Annotated in this window: 18 protein-coding genes and 1 tRNA gene; 4 read left to right on the forward strand and 15 right to left on the reverse strand. The window is 64.7% G+C overall.

Annotated features, from left to right (window positions below):
* Positions 1 to 122 precede the first annotated feature (122 nt).
* From ABE423_RS09795 to ABE423_RS09810, 4 genes are all read right to left on the reverse strand, one after another.
* Positions 123 to 1,775, reverse strand: coding sequence for a M28 family metallopeptidase (locus tag ABE423_RS09795; RefSeq protein WP_125895969.1), 1,653 nt, complete (start codon positions 1,773 to 1,775; stop codon positions 123 to 125).
* 105 nt (positions 1,776 to 1,880) lie between these two features.
* Positions 1,881 to 2,819 (reverse strand): MBL fold metallo-hydrolase, encoded by a 939-nt coding sequence (locus ABE423_RS09800; protein WP_346485892.1) that lies wholly within the window; start codon positions 2,817 to 2,819, stop codon positions 1,881 to 1,883.
* 156 nt (positions 2,820 to 2,975) lie between these two features.
* On the reverse strand, positions 2,976 to 3,278 hold the full coding sequence (locus ABE423_RS09805) for a hypothetical protein (protein ID WP_065724234.1): 303 nt from the start codon (positions 3,276 to 3,278) through the stop codon (positions 2,976 to 2,978).
* Between the two features lie 126 nt (positions 3,279 to 3,404).
* Positions 3,405 to 4,697, reverse strand: coding sequence for a tryptophan--tRNA ligase (locus ABE423_RS09810; protein ID WP_032128180.1), 1,293 nt, complete (start codon positions 4,695 to 4,697; stop codon positions 3,405 to 3,407).
* A 108-nt stretch (positions 4,698 to 4,805) separates the two neighbouring features.
* On the opposite strand from ABE423_RS09810, the gene ABE423_RS09815 reads away from it, so the two are divergent.
* Entirely contained in the window at positions 4,806 to 5,606 is an 801-nt protein-coding gene (locus ABE423_RS09815; RefSeq protein ID WP_293794220.1) for a hypothetical protein, read from the forward strand.
* A gap of 73 nt (positions 5,607 to 5,679) precedes the next feature.
* Here ABE423_RS09815 and ABE423_RS09820 read toward each other — a convergent pair whose 3' ends face one another.
* The 7 genes from ABE423_RS09820 to ABE423_RS09850 form a co-directional block, all read right to left on the reverse strand.
* Positions 5,680 to 5,901, reverse strand: coding sequence for a CsbD family protein (locus ABE423_RS09820; protein ID WP_004153772.1), 222 nt, complete (start codon positions 5,899 to 5,901; stop codon positions 5,680 to 5,682).
* Positions 5,902 to 6,104: 203 nt separating this feature from the next.
* Positions 6,105 to 6,242 carry an entericidin A/B family lipoprotein gene (locus ABE423_RS09825; protein WP_008266021.1) on the reverse strand — a complete coding sequence of 46 codons (138 nt, stop codon included), beginning with the start codon at positions 6,240 to 6,242 and terminating at the stop codon, positions 6,105 to 6,107.
* A 162-nt stretch (positions 6,243 to 6,404) separates the two neighbouring features.
* Positions 6,405 to 7,325: an arginase gene (gene rocF / locus ABE423_RS09830; protein WP_004137058.1), complete on the reverse strand. Its 921-nt coding sequence runs from the start codon at positions 7,323 to 7,325 to the stop codon at positions 6,405 to 6,407.
* 256 nt (positions 7,326 to 7,581) lie between these two features.
* Entirely contained in the window at positions 7,582 to 8,067 is a 486-nt protein-coding gene (locus tag ABE423_RS09835) for a hypothetical protein (protein WP_346485895.1), read from the reverse strand.
* 60 nt (positions 8,068 to 8,127) lie between these two features.
* Entirely contained in the window at positions 8,128 to 8,430 is a 303-nt protein-coding gene (locus tag ABE423_RS09840; RefSeq protein ID WP_125895924.1) for an addiction module antidote protein, read from the reverse strand.
* 353 nt (positions 8,431 to 8,783) lie between these two features.
* A complete protein-coding gene (locus ABE423_RS09845; protein WP_253143753.1) occupies positions 8,784 to 9,140 on the reverse strand; it encodes a hypothetical protein in 357 nt (118 codons plus the stop codon).
* A gap of 305 nt (positions 9,141 to 9,445) precedes the next feature.
* Entirely contained in the window at positions 9,446 to 10,384 is a 939-nt protein-coding gene (locus ABE423_RS09850; RefSeq protein ID WP_253143754.1) for a type VI immunity family protein, read from the reverse strand.
* Between the two features lie 1,257 nt (positions 10,385 to 11,641).
* Between ABE423_RS09850 and ABE423_RS09855 the strand changes: the two genes are divergently transcribed.
* Positions 11,642 to 12,082, forward strand: coding sequence for an SMI1/KNR4 family protein (locus ABE423_RS09855; protein ID WP_253143755.1), 441 nt, complete (start codon positions 11,642 to 11,644; stop codon positions 12,080 to 12,082).
* 154 nt (positions 12,083 to 12,236) lie between these two features.
* On the opposite strand, the gene ABE423_RS09860 is transcribed toward ABE423_RS09855, so the two are convergent.
* The 4 genes from ABE423_RS09860 to birA form a co-directional block, all read right to left on the reverse strand.
* Positions 12,237 to 12,312, reverse strand: a tRNA-Thr gene (locus ABE423_RS09860).
* Between the two features lie 40 nt (positions 12,313 to 12,352).
* Positions 12,353 to 13,201 (reverse strand): SPOR domain-containing protein, encoded by an 849-nt coding sequence (locus tag ABE423_RS09865; RefSeq protein ID WP_346485898.1) that lies wholly within the window; start codon positions 13,199 to 13,201, stop codon positions 12,353 to 12,355.
* A 9-nt stretch (positions 13,202 to 13,210) separates the two neighbouring features.
* Positions 13,211 to 13,942, reverse strand: coding sequence for a type III pantothenate kinase (locus tag ABE423_RS09870; RefSeq protein WP_012509777.1), 732 nt, complete (start codon positions 13,940 to 13,942; stop codon positions 13,211 to 13,213).
* Entirely contained in the window at positions 13,939 to 14,907 is a 969-nt protein-coding gene (gene birA, locus ABE423_RS09875) for a bifunctional biotin--[acetyl-CoA-carboxylase] ligase/biotin operon repressor BirA (protein WP_180838055.1), read from the reverse strand. Before birA ends, ABE423_RS09870 begins: the two co-directional genes overlap by 4 nt.
* A 144-nt stretch (positions 14,908 to 15,051) precedes the next feature.
* Between birA and ABE423_RS09880 the strand changes: the two genes are divergently transcribed.
* On the forward strand, positions 15,052 to 15,330 hold the full coding sequence (locus ABE423_RS09880; RefSeq protein ID WP_032128189.1) for a hypothetical protein: 279 nt from the start codon (positions 15,052 to 15,054) through the stop codon (positions 15,328 to 15,330).
* Positions 15,297 to 16,088 carry a M90 family metallopeptidase gene (locus ABE423_RS09885; protein WP_180862756.1) on the forward strand — a complete coding sequence of 264 codons (792 nt, stop codon included), beginning with the start codon at positions 15,297 to 15,299 and terminating at the stop codon, positions 16,086 to 16,088. The genes ABE423_RS09880 and ABE423_RS09885 overlap by 34 nt, the downstream gene beginning before the upstream one ends.
* Positions 16,089 to 16,136 lie beyond the last annotated feature (48 nt).

A 16,136-nucleotide genomic window follows, 5' to 3' on the forward strand; every position in this document is an offset into this window, starting at 1 on the left:
TACCCGGGCGTGCCGGCCGGGGGCCGGCAACGCCACCTCTTTCGGTAGTGCCGGCCGCTGGCCGGCAACCTCATGAACCTCCAGAAAGAGCAGGGAGTTGCCGGCCAGCGGCCGGCACTACCTCAACGGCGGGCCGCTTCGCTCTTGTCGCGCGCGCCGCGGAACTCCGATTCCTTTTCCCACGTCGGCCAGCGGCGGCTGTTGGCCAGCTCGGCTCCCAGGTCGTAGACCAGCAGGGTGTCGGCGGCGTGGCCACTCGGGTCCCAGCTCGGCGTCCACGCATCGCAGGCCTGGTGGTAGCAGTCGGCGAAGTACTTCTCGCGCAGCGCGCGGCCGGCTTCAACGCCACCGTCCAGCTTGTCCAGGCCCGGGCCGATGGTGATCGCCGGCACGCCCAGGCGGGCGAAGGCGAAATGGTCGGCACGGTAGAAGAAGCCGGCTTCCAGGTTCGGGTCCGGGCTGTAGCTGCGGCCGCGGACCTTGGCCACGCGCTCCAGGTCACCCTCCAGTGAGACCCGGCCCTTGCCCCACGACGCGATGTCACGGGTCGCGCCATCCGGGCTGAACATTTCGATGTTCAGCACTGCAGCGGTCTTGTCCAGCGGCGCCAGCGGGTGCGCGGCGTAGTAGCTGGCACCCAGCAGGCCCTTCTCTTCGGCGGTCAGGGCCACGAAGTACAGCGTGCGCTGCGGCTGCGGGCCGGCGGCGAACACGCGGCCCAGTTCCAGCACGGTGGCCACACCGGTGGCGTTGTCGATCGCACCGCGGCGGATGCGGTCACCCTTGGCGTCCGGCTGGCCGATGCCGAAGGCATCCCAGTGCGCGGAGAAGATCACCGCCTCGTCGGCGTGTTCACCACCGGGCAGCTTGGCCACCACGTTGCGGGTCACCACCTGCTCGCGCTTCAGCGCGAAATCAACGCTCAGCTTCGCGTTATCCAGCGCCACCGGACGGAAGTCGGCGCGCATCGCCTTGCGCTTCTCGGCATCGAAGTCGAGGCCGGCGTCGGCGAAGATCGCCTCGGCCAGTTCGCGCTGCATCCAGCCACGCAGCGGGGTGTGCTGCGCCATCGCCTCGGCCTGGCCGCGCTCGATGTCGAACAGCGGCGAGGTACCCGAGCTCTTCACCGTGGCCCAGCCATAGGCGGCCGGTGCGGTCTCGTGCACGATCAGCACGCCCTCGGCGCCACGGCGCGCGGCTTCCTCGAACTTGTAGGTCCAGCGGCCGTAGTAGGTCACCGCCTTGCCGTCGAACGCGCCCGGCGCATCGGCTTCGAAATCGGCGTCGTTGATCAGCACGACGGCGATCTTGCCGTGCAGGTCCACGTCCTTGTAGTCGTTCCACTGGCGTTCCGGCGCGTCGATGCCGTAGCCGACGAACACCAGCGGCGCATCCTTGATCTGCACGCGCTTACGCGGCTGCAGGCTCTGCAGGGTCACGTCCACGCCGTTGGCCAGCGCGCGCTTGCCCTGCTTCAGCGACAGGCTGGCCTTGGCCGCGCCCTCCAGCTGTGCGCGCACCAGCGGCACCGGCTGCACCCAGCTGCCATCCACGCCACCCGGCTGCAGGCCGTAGCTGCGGAACTGCTCGATCAGGTACTGCACCGTGCGCTCTTCGCCCTCGGTGGCCGGCGCGCGGCCCTCGAATTCATCCGACGCCAGCACATGCACGTGGCGCGATAGTGCCTGCGGATCGATACCGCCACCCGGCAGGTCGTTGGCCGCATGGGCCAGGCCACCGACGAACAGGCAGGACGACAGCAGCAACACGCGCATCGGATTCACGGCAGTACCACGGCTAGCTTGGAAGTCACCAGAGTGTAACGTGGTCGTGACATCACGGCGCAGCCTGGGCCCACGTCATCCACGCATGGCGTGGATCTACTTGCTGATGCGATCCAGCCAGCACGCCAGGCCCTGCGCGTTGAGTTCGATGTCCATCGCCAGCACTGCAGTCACCGCGGCATCGTCCAGCGCACAGCCATGCAGCTGTGCGCGTTCCAGGTACAGCGCCTGCAGCGCAGCCAGCAGGCAGCGGTGGCGGTCCGGTCGGCCATCGCACTGGCGGCCGATGGCGGCCATCGCATCGATCTGCTCGAACAGGTCGTCGGCCAGTTTCTCCACCTGTTCCACACGACCGTAGTGGGTCAGGTACATCGCTTGCGGCGCGTAATCGAGCATGCGCCGGATCGAGGCCTTCATCGCCTCCGGATCGAACTGCACCGGCGATGAGGTGGGGAAGATGAAAGCACCCTGCGCACTGTCCAGCTCACGGTAGGAGATACCGAACGTATCGCCGGTGAACCAGCTGCGGCTGCGCGCATCCCACACGCAGTAGTGGTGCAGCGCGTGGCCCGGGGTATGCAGCAGCACCAGCTCGCGGCCGGCCAGATCGATGCGGTGGCCGTCTTCGGCCACCACCACCACCACACGGTGCTCCGGAATCGCCTCGATGCGGCCATAGCTGCGCGCGATCTCTTCGGCGCCATATACCGCCGTGGCACCCGCAATCAGGCGGGTCGGATCGATCATGTGCGGCGCACCGCGCGGGTGCAGCACCGCCTTCGCATTCGGCAACTGCTGCATCAGCAGGCCTGCACCGCCTGCATGATCCAGATGCACGTGGGTGAGCAGCAGCCAGTCCACCGCCTCCACGCCCAGGCCGGCCTCCGCCAGCGCCTGCAGCATCGCCGGCACCGACAGGCCGGTACCGCAGTCGACGAACGCAGCGCGGCCGTTTTCAACGATCAGGTACGCCGCGTCGAAATCCGGGCGCTGGAAGCCGGTATCGATGGTGTGGATGCTGGGGTCGGCGGTCATCGGCACGCACCTGGCAGGATCGGGAACAGACCCCCATGGTAGGCGCGCAGGCGGCCCGGGTTCGATGCGGCTTTGGTCGGGTAGTGCCGGCCGCTGGCCGGCAACCTCGGGATAGCCAGGAGAATGTATGTGCCGGCCAGCGGCCGGCACTACCGATCAGCCGGAGCGCAATGCGAACCGCGGCCGCAGCAACAGGGCCAACACCAGCACCGCCAGGAACGCGCCGTAGGCGTACAGCACCGCCAGCACCTGCGGCCAGATCGGGCCGGCGCCCGGCTGCACCACGCCAATGCGGTAGCCCCACAGCATCGACACGATGCTCAGCGCGAATGCGAGCACCAGGGTGGTGCTGTCGAACAGGCGCCGCCGCGCGGTGCGCGGCTGGCGCGGGAACAGCCAGTACAGGCTGCCCAGCAGCAGGAACCAGGGCAGGAACAGCAGCAGCGACAACCAGGCCATCGCAGACTCCATGTCATCGCGCCGGAGGCGCGCGGACATCATGCCATGACCTTCGTTCACGGGTAGTGCCGGCCGCTGGCCGGCATCCGCCCTTCAACGGCGCCGACCAAGGTCGGCATCTACCGATCAGTCGGCTCGCAGCGCCGCCAGCGCGGCCAGCACTACATCCACTTCCGCTTCCAGCTTGAACAGCTCGCTCTGCAGCTGGTCACCCTGCTCGGCCTGCTTGATCACCGCGATCAGCTGGCCCGCATCGCGCGGCGAATCGAAACCTTCGCTCTGGATCAGCAAGGTGCCGTCACCAGCGGTCAGCTTGAAGTAGAAGCGGCCATCCTTTTCGCGGTACTGCTTGAACAGCGGCGGTGCCACGCGGGCCACGCCGGCATCCTCGCTGGCGATATCACCCGCGCTGGACAGATCACGCAGGCCGACCGCATGGCGCAGCTCGTCCAGCAGCGGTGCCGCCAGCTGCTCGCGCAGCTGCTGGCCACGGCGCTTGAGCAGCGCCTCGATCTTCTCCGGCTCGGCCATCAGCGCGTTGTAGCGCTCGCGCAGCGGCGACAGCTCGCTGTCGATGCGCTCGAACAGCTGCTGCTTGGCATCACCCCAGCTGATGCCGGCGGCGAACGCCTTGGCGAATTCCGCGGTCTGTTCCGGGGTGGCGAACGCCTGGTACATCTGGAACAGCGCCGAGCCCTCGGTGTCCTTCGGCTCGCCTGGTGCGCGCGAGTCGGTCAGGATCGAGAACACCAGCTTCTTCAGCTCCTCGCGCGGCACGAACAGCGGAATGGTGTTGTGGTAGCTCTTGCTCATCTTGCGGCCATCCAGGCCCGCCAGCGTCGCCACCTGCTCGTCGATCACCACGTCCGGCAGCGGGAAGTACTCCTTGCCGTACACGTGGTTGAAGCGCTGCGCGAAGTCGCGCGCCATCTCGATGTGCTGGATCTGGTCGCGGCCCACCGGCACCTGGTTGGCCTTGAAGATCAGGATGTCGGCGGCCATCAACACCGGGTACATGAACAGGCCGGCGCTGACGCCTGCATCCTCGTCCACGCCTTCCTCACGGTTCTTGTCCACGGCCGCCTTGTAGGCATGCGCGCGGTTGAGGATGCCCTTGCTGGCGATGGCGGTCAGGAACCACATCAGCTCGGTGGTCTCGCGGATGTCGCTCTGGCGGTAGAACCACACGTGTTCCGGGTCCAGCCCGCAGGCCAGCCAGCTGGCCGCGATCTCCAGGGTCGCGCGCTGGGTGCGCTGCGGGTCCTGCGACTTGATCAGGCTGTGCAGGTCGGCCAGGAAGAAGAAGCTCTCGATCCCCGGCGCGCGGCTGGCCGCAATGGCCGGACGGATGGCGCCAACGTAGTTGCCCAGGTGGGGCGTGCCGGAGGGGGTGATGCCGGTAAGGACTCGGGTCGTCATGACTGCGTGGGGTAACCTTCGATGAACGGGGCCAGTTTACCTTGCACGCCACCAACCCCGTCAGGGCCTGCGGCGCGTTCATTCACGCAACCCCGCTGGAGACGCCCGATGAAACGCCTGCTGCCCCTGCTGCTGATCCTGCCCCTGGCCGGCTTCCGCCCGGCCCCGATGCCGCCGCCGGTGTACGAGGGCGGCCCCGTGCGCATGGCCCTGGTCGACCGCGACCGCGGCACCGAACTGCGCAGCTACCCCGCCGAGGGCCAGCGCTGGGTGGCCGGCGAGCGCGGCCACCGCTACGCCGTGCGCCTGTACAACGACAGCCCGCGCCGGGTGCTGGTGGTGCTGTCGGTGGACGGCGTCAACGCCATCTCCGGCGAAGATGCCGATCCCTCGCAGACCGGCTACGTGCTCAACCCCGGCCAGCGCGCCGACATCACCGGCTGGCGCAAGAGCCAGGACGAAGTGGCGCAGTTCGTGTTCAGCAGCCCCAGCGGCAGCTACGCCAGCCGCACCGGCCGTCCGGACAACATCGGCGTGGTGGGCGTGGCGGTGTTCGAGGAAGCGCGCCGCTGGCGTCCGGATCCGATCCTGCGCCGTGGCCTGCCGCTGCCAGCCCCGGCGGCGGAAGCGTCGGCCGATGCCAGCGCCAGCAGCAGCCGCATCGAGGGCTACGCCAACAAGTCGCAGGCGCCAGCGCTGGGCACCGGCCACGGTGCACGCGAGCAGTCTTCGGTGCGCGATACCGACTTCGAACGCGCCAGCCGCAGCCCCGCACAGGTACTGCAGCTGCGTTACGACAGCGCCCGCAACCTGCGCGCACGCGGCATCCTGGTGGATTCGCCCTCGCGCCTGCCGCGCGAGCCGCAGGCGTTCCCGAACCGCTACGTGCCGGACCCGCCGGCGCGCTGATCGTACCGCCCAGACAACACAACGCCCGCAACCTCTCGGTGCGGGCGTTGTGTTGTGGGGGAAACCGAAGTGCTTACTTGTAGTCCGGGTAGTCCTTGCTCACGGCGTCCTGGAACTCACGCACTTCCTTCTCCGCGCGGTCCTTGGCCCAGCCATAACGTTCCTGCAGGCGACCGGCCAGATACTCGGCATTGCCTTCGGCCACATCGAAGTCGTCGTTGGTCAGATCGCCCCACTTGGCCTGGGCCTTGCCCTTCAGCTGCGACCACTTGCCGGAAATGATGTCTTTGTTCATTGCTGGGAGTCCTTGGTTGCAACGGCGTTCTTACCGTGGCTCCAGCTTCGCGCAGCGGCTGTTGAATACCGGTCAACCGGCAATGAAATAGATGCTCACCTGCTTGAATGGTTCACTCCGCTTCGACAGCACGCAGCGAAAGGCACGCGCAAAAAAAGGCCGGGGAAATCCCCGGCCTTTTCTCTTTCCGTTCCGTGCAGGGCTCAACGGCCCTTCGCGGTGTCCTCGACCTTCTCGCCCGCCTTCTGCACGTCCTTGCCGGCACCGGCAATGGTGTTGCAGCCGGCCAGCAGGGCCACCGAGAACATCGACAACAGCATCAGGGCAACTACGCGCTTCATGGGCTTCTCCTTGGGTTTGCCGCTACACCGCTTCATTCGCGGATGGGATTGTTTCGCTCGGCGGGAGAAGGCCAACGCCCACCACCGCCGCGTGAAGTGCAATCTGGCGGCAGTGGCGTGGAGCGGGTGTGAACGGATCACAGATCCGTTCAGGCGGAGCTGTCAATCGCGCATCAGGGTGGACTTGCCGAACAGGCTTTCGACCAGGTCCACGGCCAGTTCGGCGGTGGCATTCTGCTTGTCCAGCAAGGGATTGAGCTCGACGATGTCCAGCGAACCCATGCGCCCGGTGTCGGCGATCATCTCCATCACCAGCTGCGCCTCGCGGTAATTGACCCCGCCCGGCACCGTGGTGCCCACGCCCGGCGCGATGCTGGGATCGAGGAAGTCGACATCGAAGCTGACATGCAGATGGGTGTTCTCGTCGATGCCGGCCAGCGCTGCTTCCACGGTGCGCTTCATGCCGTTCTCGTCGATGTAGCGCATGTCATAGACATCCACCTTGTGGGTCTTGATCAGGCGCTTCTCTTCCGGGTCCACCGAGCGGATGCCGATCTGGTGCATCTGCGCCGGGGTGATCGCCGGCACGGTGCCGCCGAGGCGGGTCAACGCATCCGGGCCGAGGCCACACAGGCACGCCACCGGCATGCCATGGATGTTGCCCGAGGGGGTCACGTCGCTGGTGTTGAAATCCGAATGGGCATCCAGCCACAGCACGCGCAGGGTCTTGCCCTGTTCGCGGCACCAGCGCGCCACCGCAGTGATCGAACCAATGCCCAGGCAATGGTCGCCACCGAGCATGATCGGCATGCGGCCGGCCTGCAGTTCGGCGTAGCTGGCTTCCATCAGCGCATGGTTCCACGCCACCACTTCATCCAGATGGCGGTAGCCTTCCACCGGCGCGGTCCACGGGTTGCGCGGGCCATCCAGGTTGCCCAGGTCGCGCACGTCCACGCCGCGCGCCTCCAGCGCCTCCGGCAGGCCCGCCACGCGCAGTGCTTCCGGCCCCAGCCGGGCACCACGATGGCCCGCACCCACATCGGTGGGAACGCCAATCAGGGATACGGAAATGGGATGGGCCATGGGTGCCTCCTGCGGTGGGGAAAAAGAAGCACAGTCTAGCCAGAGCTGTGTGACACCACTCGCGGCGGTGCAGCAGGGCGATCACATGGCATGATGCCGCGCGGACCCGACCGTCCTTCATGGAAGATTGCGATGTCGCCCTTCATCAATACCGCTTGGCCGCAATACAGAACAGTGGGATCCCCAACGTACAGGTTCAGCGCGTCACTACCCCGGCTATCGAATCAGGCAGACCCGCTCCTGGGATGAGCACACCCTATCCAAACCTGAAACCTGTTCTCGTTGAGCTGCAGCTGGACGAAGTAGATTCGCGCGGCGGCGCTGTTGCAGAGATGATCGACTCCACCGCGCGCCCCCTGGCGCTTTCGATAAGCCCCGAACTCATGTGGTAGAGCTTCGTGCTGAATGACCGTGCCATCACCCGGATCACGCCTGGCACGCGGGCACACTGCGCGATCTCATTCATCAACCATGACGGTGCGAAAGAGGTATTCCCCTGTGGCACGTTGGCCGCCTTCGGAGATGGATCGTCGACCAAGGGGTTGATCCGCATCATCCGGTTTGATTGAGCCTGTTCGCGCCTGACGTCTTGAGCTGGCAACGGTTGACAAGCAATGCATCGATGCGCCGCGTGACACACGAGCTGCTTCGAACCAGAATGGCCCAACGACTCCTCCTTTGCTGCGTCATTGAATTGACTCACCGGCTCGGGACGAAAAACCGCCGAAAGGCGGTTTTTCATGTTCGTTCCACCACCTTTGCGACCGGCGGCGCGCCGACGCATCAAGTTCGGCGCATGTGCTTATGCTGCGCTGGCATGCAGGCGAACACCCAAGGCACGGGTGACTTTGAGGATGGTCGCGAAATCAGGGCTGCGCTCGCCCGACAGTGCGCGATACAGACTCTCACGCGAGAGGCCCGCCGCTCGTGCGACCTTGCTCATCCCTTGAGCGCGCGCGATGTCGCCGAGCGCCTTGGCAATGAACGCAGAATCGCCATCGCTTTCTTCGATGCAGGCATCGAGATAGGCCGCCATCTCCTCCGGTGTCTGAAGGTGCTCGGCCACATCAAATGCTTTGAGTTCTATCTTCTTCTTGATGGCCATGATGGGACAGCTCCAGTACTTCGGTATTGAGTCGTTTCACCTACAGCTAATTTGATACTCACAGGGCATGCGCAATCTCCTGGCCCTCTCGATATCGCGCTGCTGCACACCCTTGCCGCCTCTAGCCAGCAGACAAGTTAACTACCTACGCTACTGGCCGCAGCCTAAAAGCTACGCTCCTCAGAAGCTTGGTGGGCAATTCCACCGCAACAGCAGCCCGCAGGAAAATTCAGGTCGCTGGCCGCACGCCAGACTGGAGAACTTGGCAAGAACGGAAGCGAGAACGCGTTACCGGGATCAGCGTTTACTCGCTCTGATCACCTCACACAAACACGCAATACCCTGCGTTCTTATCAGTCGCATTGCGGCAACCTCCAACCCGCCCAGCCGTCTTGGCCGGGGTACATCGCAGTTCGATTGATCCAGTGAGCATCCATATCCCCAAACTCGCGCTCCCACAGTGTCCACTCCGAGGTGGCCAGCAATCGCCCGTCGCGGCTGTACACCCTGTAGTAGTAGCTGCTGCCGAACAGCGATGCGATGCGCCCTCCGAGTCCGGCGGCACTGTAGCGCCGCGTATAGGTCTTGAGCACGCAGCTGCCATTCTGGCTGTCGGCACTGCGCAGCTCTTTCCCGGCATCGGAAGCCATCTGCCGCACCATCAGCCAGCTGGCAAACAGCAATAAAAACAACGCAACCAGGCAAATCAAGACGCCTCCTGCAGCCCCCCTAGACTTGTGGCTACCTGCATCATCTGAATTGTTACCTATCAACTTCGACTTTACCCAGAGGAACAAGCGAAAATGCTTCTAGTGGATCGCGGGCAGCATCCAATGAGAGCTGCAAACGAGGATCACCCAGCTCCAAGTCACAGGGTGAGAAGATGCGATGCGAAGCTACCAGCGTTGCACCCGTATCGAGAAAGAACGGCGCCGCCTACCTTTTTGCAGGGTGCGTCGGCGCGCAGGTCTCGAGACTAACTATCCCACCGAATCAATGGTGGGCGCTTCCCGCATCAGTTCTGGTCAAACCTTGCGTACCAGCGACTTGATGGGTCCTTGTCACGGTCCTCGCCATCGAAAGAGTAGGATTGCAGTTCGTCTTGGTCCGGCGAGCGCAATGGCCTCATCACCCGATTGACAGTTACATATCTCACAGGCGGCTCAGTCTCTGAGCCAAGCTCGGGCCGCGCACCCGCCCTGATCGCCAATCCACCGGCATACTCCAGGCATTGGATGCCTTCGTGCGACGAAAGATCGGTTCGAACCAGATCCAATCCGCCCAACCTCTCCAGCAGAGGGCGACTCACGAGGGTGAGCCAGTTGATCCCTTTGATGAAGCCGGCCAGCTTGAGCGAAGCTGCATAGGCGTGCGTATCGGCCTCCAGGCCCGGATACGTCCGCGCGATCGCATACTCCAGGTGTGAACAACTGTCGAAGTCGTAAGGCAGCACAGGAGACAGACCGGCATAGCCATGCTCAGCATCGACGCGGTCGGCTAGTCGCATCACCCATGCCTGAAAGCGGTCAACATCATCCTGGCTCTTCAGCATCTGCCAAGGCATTGTCATTTTGATGTATGAGCGGCTGACGGACTCACATACTTCACGCTCTGTCAGCACCTGCAGGCAATGCGATTCCGCTTCATGCACCGACCTCGCACTGTTGATGTTTAGCTCACGACCTTCCCCTTCCGCGCTGAATCGCTCCAGCGCGCTCTGCAATTTCCCGGGCGTCAACCGACCACGACGCCGGTATACGATCGCGCGAAGGACGTCACCGAACTCCGCATGGAAATCGCTGAAGCAGGCCGCTATCCTCTTTCTTACCGCAGGGTGGTAGCCATATCGAAAGTAGAGCGTGGCAATCAGGCCAAGCCTGATGACTGGCCGGCCTTTTGCGTTATTGAGTTCGATCTTGTCGACTTCACGTTCGATGTCGTCGATGCAGCTCATCGCGATCTTTGGTCTCTGTGTTCCCGAATCGTGCTAGGCGCGTTCAGTCGGGATCGGTGGGGATCATCGCGACCTGCATTGCTGCGCAGCGACGATAGACGGGGCAGCCAATCCAGCGCGCCAGATGGAGACGCGGCTTGTCGCGAACCTTTGGGCAATGGGACGGGTCCGGTGAGAATGGAAGAAGGTGACGGTCACGGATCACCTTCCGCGAAGGACCGCAGCTTGCGCAGCAGGGTCTCGAGTGGATCCGTGTAGCGTGTTCTTGCGTCTACGTCCCGAATCACTGAGACAAGCCCGCTGCAAATAGCAACTCTAGAGCCACTCGGGCGCCAATGGAATGCAACAAGTTTGAAATTGATGCGGCACCTTGGTGCAGAAGAAGCGGCCGAGTTGTGCGCCGGATGCTTAGCCCGGGACACAACGGCGCTCAGGCTTGGTCGTTGAGCCGAGTCGCCCGCTATGGCTGCAACCAGAGCTCCTTGGCCCTGCCCCGCACCTAAAGACAGATACTGAACGCGATGGAGGCGATTGCGGCCTTGCCTATGACGGACTTTGTCGCTATCAGCACGATGATCGCCAGCGCCTCTGGCAGAAAGCGAGCCAACAGTGTGCCGCCACAGGCATCGCTCAATCCCGACGGGCAATCCGATACGTGTGTCAGGGCTGCCGATTTAAACTGAAGCTTGCTCGGACTCAAGCCTGCCCCTTCATTTCGCTTTATCTTGGTTACGCAGAATCAACCGCCAGGTGATGCCATTCCGGCTGATGACCTGACCATCAGGCAGATCGATCTTACCTGGATCGTCATCCATTCGTTAGTCGACGTCAGATGCCTGATCCGAGTATGCGCTGGAGCTCCAAGGAGCACTGGACTCGGACCGCACAAGGGTGAACGCTGGCGAGGAACGGCAGGTGGAACTGGGCTTGCCAGCATTCTCCTCTCCAGTGATGGAGCACCGAGGCACATTGCACCTCCCTTGACTATCGCACAGCCACGACGCACTAGCACCCAGAGCGCACCGCTGGGGAAGCTCAAAGCGCGCTGCGTTATGAGCTGCATCGCCACTGCAGCCAGTACCGGGCGGCACCAGACGGCGGATTCGATCAAACTGGCGGGAGGGTTAAACAGCAAGCTGTATTTGCCTAGCCCTACAGGGGGTGAATCAAGAAAAACCTGCACTGGCTTTACCGCGCGCGAGAACAAGATACAGGATCAACGGCGCTAGGCCGATCCAAGACAACCGAGGGATACAAATGAATTTTCAAGAATTCTCTAATCTTGTTGCCAATAAAATGCGCACGAACCCTATCTGGTTTCAATTGGAGAGTGATTCACCCAGCAGCAGAGAAGAAATTTCTCAGCTGGAGGCGAATATCGGCGCACAATTGCCGGATGAATACAAACAGTTCACAACCAAGTATGGCAGCGGGTACTTTGCTTTCGGGATTGTTTACTCGCCTAGCTTTAGTAGCGCCTTTCCATTGGAAAAGAAAAATCTAACAAATCAAGCCATTCGAAAGAACTACATAATATTTTCTGAAAACGGATCAGGCGATTACTACGGATTTCGGTCGACAGAAGAAAAATGCTCCTCTGAAGTATTTTTATGGGACCACGAGTCGGAAGAATGGAGTGAGACAGAGCACTTCAATCTTTTTGCATTCCTTGCCTCAACAGCGCTCAACAACAGATAAAACTCAGCTTACAACTACCGTATGTGCGCCCCAATTGCCCCCCACGCAGGCGGATGCTCATGGACAACCGGGGACAAAAAATCACAAAAAAACCCGCCATTGCAGCGGGTTGATTGTTCCCCGTGGACATGTGCGGATGCCAAGGGATCGAAGATGGTGCCGCTTATCCGAATCGAACGGATGACCTACTGTTTACAAGACAGTTGCTCTACCAACTGAGCTAAAGCGGCATGGGTGGTGCACCGGCGGCAGCGCCTCGGTCCGGGGATTCTAGCGCAACCGTGTGCATTCCAGCGACCGGCTCTGTGCCGCCCCGCTGCGCTGCTGGGCCTGGGCCAGCTGCGCGCCCGCCGCCAGCTGCCCTTCCAGCCACCATTGGCCGGCGTCGCCGCTGGCGATCAGGCGCGGCTGGAAGCCGGCGGCCTGCACCGCCGCCATGCGGCGCTCGGCGCCTTCACGGTTGCGGTACTGGCCCAGCGCCACGGCGTTGATGTCCTCGCCCTGGCTGATGATGTAGTAGTCGCTCAGGCCGGCGGCGACGATACGCTTCACCGTGGCCTGGGCTTCTTCGCGGCTGGCGGCGGCCGGCAGCATCACCCGGAAACGTGCGCTGCCGCTGGCAGCAGGCTGTTCGCGCAGGCGCACCTGACTGATGACGTTGCCGGCCTTGCCTTGCGCACTGCTCGCAGCAGCGCGGTCGGCGAACGGACCGAGCGCGACACAGCGCGGCGGCTCAGCGGCCGCAGGCGGAGTTGCGGGCTTCTCCGGCGCCGGGGCCGGTGCAGGCGGCGTTACCGGCTTGGCAGCGGCAGCAACCGGCGTAGCCTCAGCCACCTGCGGCTTGGCGACCTCCGGCTGGGCCGGCGTAGCTGGTGCAGGCGTGGCAGCCACAGCGGTCTTCTCCGCCGGTTCGCGTTCCACCAGCGGCGCGGTCGGGGCGGCGGCAGTGGCCTCGGCGGCCGCAGCGGCATCCACGCCACCGGGCACCCACCGCAGCTCGGCTACGCCAGCCGGTTGCGGCGGCGGCGCGGGCGGTTGCGGTGCATCGCGCAGCAGCCACCAGCAGGCGACGCCAAGATTGAGGATGGCCAGTACGACGATCAGGGCACGGGTCAGCATGCGCGGATACTAGCCTGCGGGCTGGTGCACCGCCCAGCGGGCGAGGCCATCCAGCACCAGCGAGGGGTGGTAGTCGGCGCCGGGCAGCAACGGCATCAGCGCCGGTGCGCCGCCACCGTGCACCAGCAGCGACGGTGCCACGCCCAGCAGCGCATGCGCCTGCTGCGCGCTGCGTTCGATCAGCGCCACGGCGGCGCCATCGCAGCCGGAGGCCAGCGCATCGGCGGTGTCGTTGGCGAACTCGCTGTAGTCACCCCCGGTGGCCGGCAACTGCACGGCACGCGCGTGCAGCGCTTCACGCATGGTGGTGGGCGATGCGGAAATGCGCCCGCCGTGATGCTGGCCATTGGCGTCGAGCAGATCAATCGTCAGTGCGGTGCCCACGCCGACCACCAGCACCGGGCGCTGCGCCTTGGCTGCGGCCAGCAGGGCCAGGAAGCGGTCGACGCCGAACTTTTCCGGTTTGGCATAGGCAATGCGCACGCCGGCACATTCGGCGCTGGTGCGCACCACATGCACGTGTTCGAAGCGGCGCTGCAGCTGGTCCAGCATGGCGCTGGTCAGCGACGGTGCGGCCACGCTGGCCACGAACGCGGTGGTGCCGCTGGGCAGGCTGTGCGGCGGCTGTCCGGCCATGCCTTCGGCGCCGTGCGCCCAGGCCTGTACGTCGCCGGCGCGGTCCCCCTGCAACGGCGCGAACTTGAAGCGCGAGTTGCCGAGGTCGAACAACCAATCGCTCATGCCGCCCTCACGCTGACTTCGCCGGCGTGCAGCAGGCGTTCCTGGCCATCGATGCGCACGCGCAGCGCGCCGTCGTCAGCCAAGCCAAGTGCGGTGCCGTGCTGCCACTGCCCGTCCAGTTCCACGCGCACTTCGCGGCCGGCCAGCATGTCGAACGCGGCGTAGCGCGGCAGGAATGGCGCCAGACCTTCGCGATCGAATTCTTCCAGCGCCGGCAGCAGGCGCGTCAGCACGGCAGCAACGACCACGTTGCGGTCCACCGGCTTACCGGCCAGCGTGTCCAGGTCCACCCACGGCTGGGTGATCTGTTCGGCGAACGACGGCGGCATGTGTGTGTTGATGCCGATGCCGATCACCGCGCGTGCCGGGCCGGCGTATTCGCCACCACCTTCTGCGAGCAGGCCGACCAGCTTGCGCTTGCCATCGACGATCAGGTCATTCGGCCACTTCAGCTGCGCCTGGGTGTAGCCCAGATCGTGCAGCGCTTCGGCCACGGCGATACCGGCCACCAGGCTCAGCCCGGCCAAGCGGCCGAGGCCACCGGAGTACAGGCGCAGCACCGACAGGTAGATATGCGCGGCCAGCGGCGAGGCCCAGGCACGGCCGCGACGGCCACGGCCGCCGGTCTGGCGTTCGGCCAGCAGAACGCTCACCCCGCGCTGGGGCGCGCTGCAACGCAGCAATTCGGCGTTGGTCGAGTCCACCGTCCAGGCCACCTGCAGGTCGTGCAGCAGGGTCTGGACGTCGGCAGGCAAGCCGGCGCGGATCGCGTCCGGGTCCAGCAGGTCGACCGGGCGGGTCAGGCCATAGCCTTCGCCAGCACGGCCCTCGATGTCCACACCGGCGGCCCTAAGTCCTTGAATACGCTTCCAAATGGCCGCCCGGGTCTGGCCCAGCTCACGGGCCAGGGCGTCGCCGGACAGGCGACCGGCAGCGAGTTTGGCCAGCAATTGGCGATCGTCCACGGCAGCTTCCACGAAGTCAGGAAGGAATTATGCGGGAAAGCCGCCAGCGACGCCCGCCACGTTGGGTTTCGCGGGGGCTTCCAACGGGGCGCCGGGTTCGGGCTAGAATCGGGAACTCACCCTCCCTTAACGTGGATGTCGTCAATGCGCCGTTACGCCCATTGCCTGATCCTGCTGCTGATGCCCTTCGCGGCGTCTGCGACGGCAGCGCTGGACGACAGCCGTGGGGCCTGCGTGTCCTCCAATGGCGATGCCGCCTCGCAGCGCGCGCCCACCGCCAGCGCATCGGCCGCCAGCACCAAGGCGGCACCGGTACGCCCGGCGGCCAGCACCACCACCGGTGGCGGTGGCAGCGACGACGACATGCTGCCGCGCATCCGCGCGCCGAAGTGGCACAGCTACCTGCCGGGAATGTTCCGCTGATCAAGTCGTTGCTGCAGTGGCTGCGGCCTGCGCCGCGGCCGATCGACGATGCACTTTGGGATGACGCCTGCCGCCGCGCAGCCTGGCTGCACGGACTGGACGACGAACGCCGCGCACGCCTGCGTGTGCTGACCACGCGCTTCCTGCATGAGAAGACCATTACCCCGATTGGTGACCTGCAATTGCAGGCCGGCGATGGTGTGCTGCTGGCCGCGCTGTGCTGCCTGCCGCTGCTGGAATTCGGCGAGGTAGGACTGGAAGGCTGGTCGCAGCTGATCGTCTACCCGGATGCGTTCCGCGTGCACCGCAGCCACATGGATGCGGCCGGCGTGCTGCACGAGTGGGATGACGAACTGATTGGCGAATCGTGGGACAGCGGTCCGTTGATCCTGTCCTGGGCCGATGTGCAGGCCGACCTGGCGGCGCCGCACGAGGGCTACTGCGTGGCGGTGCACGAGATGGTGCACAAGCTGGATGCACTGGATGGTGCGATGGACGGCACGCCGCCGCTGCCGCGCGCATGGCAGCGCGAATGGGCGGCCACGTTCCAGCAGGCTTACGACGCGTTCTGCGCGCAGGTGGATGCGGGCGAGGAAACGCTGATTGATCCGTATGCAGCCGAGGCACCGGAAGAGTTCTTCGCGGTAACCAGCGAGTACCACTTCTCCGCGCCGGATCTGCTGCAGCAGGCGTTGCCGGAGGTGGCCGCGCAGCTGCGGCGGTTCTATGGCGAGCCGCCGGCGATCGAAACACGGTAGTGGGGGGGGGGGGGGGGGGCCCACGCACTTAGAACCCACAACAAAAAA

Origin of the sequence: Stenotrophomonas sp. TWI1409, from assembly GCF_039673015.1 — a bacterium.
GTDB classification, from domain to species: domain Bacteria; phylum Pseudomonadota; class Gammaproteobacteria; order Xanthomonadales; family Xanthomonadaceae; genus Stenotrophomonas; species Stenotrophomonas maltophilia_A.